The 2,192-nt window shown below is 73.7% G+C and carries 1 protein-coding gene and 1 pseudogene; one reads left to right on the forward strand and one right to left on the reverse strand.

Annotated elements, in window-relative coordinates:
- Positions 1-217: pseudogene (locus AB0C29_RS44880) on the forward strand (ABC transporter ATP-binding protein); the annotation flags it as partial.
- A 214-nt stretch (positions 218-431) separates the two neighbouring features.
- On the opposite strand, the gene AB0C29_RS44885 reads toward AB0C29_RS44880, so the two are convergent.
- On the reverse strand, positions 432-2,192 hold a 1,761-nt coding region (locus tag AB0C29_RS44885; RefSeq protein WP_360833986.1), incomplete at its 5' end, for a LuxR C-terminal-related transcriptional regulator.

The following is a 2,192-nucleotide window of genomic DNA, read 5'->3' on the forward strand; positions in this document are numbered from 1 at the left end:
GGCTGTGGCCCGGGCCCTGGCCAACGAGCCGCTGCTGCTGGTGGCCGACGAACCCACCGGCCAGCTCGACTCGGACACCGGCCGCTCGATCATGGACCTGCTCCGCGCGGTGGTCGACGCGCACGGCATGACCGCGCTGGTCGCCACTCACGACACGAGCCTGATGGACCGCGCCGACCGCGTGCTGACCCTGCGCGACGGTGCCCTCGTCGACTGACCGGTGAACGGACCCGGGTGTTCCACGGGTGCGAAAGCTCCGGCCGGTGGAGCAGGGTGGGTCCCATGGCTACCAAAATGACTACGCGGCGGCGTCGCACGCGGTGACGACCGCGGAGGCGGGAGCGCTCTTCGGCCGGCTCGGTGCCATGAACGCCGCCTTCACCGGGCTGTTCCTGGACGTGGAGGAGAAGGAGGCGGGACGACCCGGCGGGTCAGGCCGAGGCGGTGGATCTGCCGGGGCGGGGCAGCGCGTCGCGGAGCTGGCGGCGTGAGGTGATGTCGAGTTTCGTGAAGACCTTGCGCATGTGCCATTCCACGGTGCGGGCGCTGATGAAGAGTTCGGCGCCGATCTCCGGGTTGGTGCGGCCGTCGGCCGCCTGCCGGGCGATCTGCCGCTCCTGAGCCGTGAGCTCCAGGTGGGTCTCCATGACGCGCTTGCGGGCCGTCTCGCCGGTGGCCGCCAGCTCCCGGCGGGCCCGTTCGGCAAAGCCTTCCACGCCCATCGCGGAGAGCATCTCGAAGGCCGTCCGCAGGTGCTCGCGCGCGTCGATCCTGCGTTTGCGCCGGCGGAGCCACTCGCCGTAGAGCAGGTGGGCCCGGGCCAGCGCGAGCCGGATGCGGGTCTGCCCGAGCTTGCCGATCGCCTCCCGGTACAGCGGCTCGGCCGCGTCGCCGTCGGTGAGCAGGGCGGTCATCGCGGCCTGGAGGCCCAGTCCCCAGTCCGTGCCGGCCGCCTGGGTGATCCGGGACAGCCGCCTGAGCGCCTCGGCGCCCCGTTCCGGCTGCCGGCTGTGGTGTGCTGCCTCCACGAGTTCGGCCAGCGCCCAGGTGTTGCCGCCGAGGTCCTCGGGCAACACGGTGGCGCGCTCCGCCGCACTCAGCGCCTGCTCGTAGCGGCCCAGGCCGTTGTACAGCAGGGCGCCGGCGTAGTTCGAGATCACCACGGCCAGTCCCTGCCCGTGCGCCCGCGAGTCGGAGATCGCCGTTTCGATCAGGTCGAGGGCGTCACCCTCCCGGCCGCGGGTGGCGGCGAAATTCAGGGACGCGTACGGCCCGAGCTGACCGCCGAGCAGTTCGGTGACCCGGCCGACCTCGTCGTTGAGCTGGGCGGCCTCGTGCAGCTCCCCGGCGCAGACGTGCACAGCGCTGCGCGTGCTCAGGGCGATCGGCAGCAACGGCAGGACCCCGAGGTCACGCACGAGACGGACGTGCCGGTCGGCCAGGTTCAGCCAGGCTGTGTCGTCCCACAGCTCCATCGCCGTCATGCCCGCGAACCAGAGCCATTGCAGGCCGACCCCGGGCGGCAGCTCGGGACCGTTGAACGCGGCCACCGCTTGCTTCAGCGTCGCCTTGGCCGCGGCCATGCCTTCGGTGTACCGCACCGCCAGCCCGTCCACGAGCAGGTCGATGGCCCGTACCGGCTCGGGTGCCGCCGGAGCGGCCCGCGCCGCCCGGGCCACCTCGCTGACCATGGCGCCGTCGCCGTCCGCGGCGAACCTGACCGCGGCGAGGGCCTCCAGGTAGGTGTCCCGGGCCAGTCGGACGTCCAGCGGTTCCAGCCGGCGGGCCGCGCTGAGCAGCATCGGCGGGGCGTCGGCCCCGAACGTGGTCGCGAAGGTGATCTGCGCCCGCAGCAGGTCTCCCTGCGCCTGCTCGAACGCGGTCAGCGGCCCCGAAGCGGCCTGGGCGAGCAGGGCCAGCGACGACTCGAAGGCCCCGGCCTGGCGATGTGCCTGCGCCGCGGCCAGCGCCCGCCGGGCCCGCAGACGTGCGTCGACGCTCAGCCGGGAAGCGTGTTCGAGGAACGTGGCGGCCGCGGCCACCCCGCCGCGGGTCTGCGCCCGTGCGGCCGAGGACTCCAGCTCGTCGGCCACGCCGTCGTCCGTACCGGTGGCCGCGTTGGCCCGGTGCCAGGCCCGGCGGTCCGGGTCCACCGCCGGGTCGGTGGCCTCGGCCAGCGCCTCGTGCACGCT

This window comes from Actinoplanes sp. NPDC048791 (assembly GCF_040650095.1).
Lineage (GTDB): Bacteria > Actinomycetota > Actinomycetes > Mycobacteriales > Micromonosporaceae > Actinoplanes.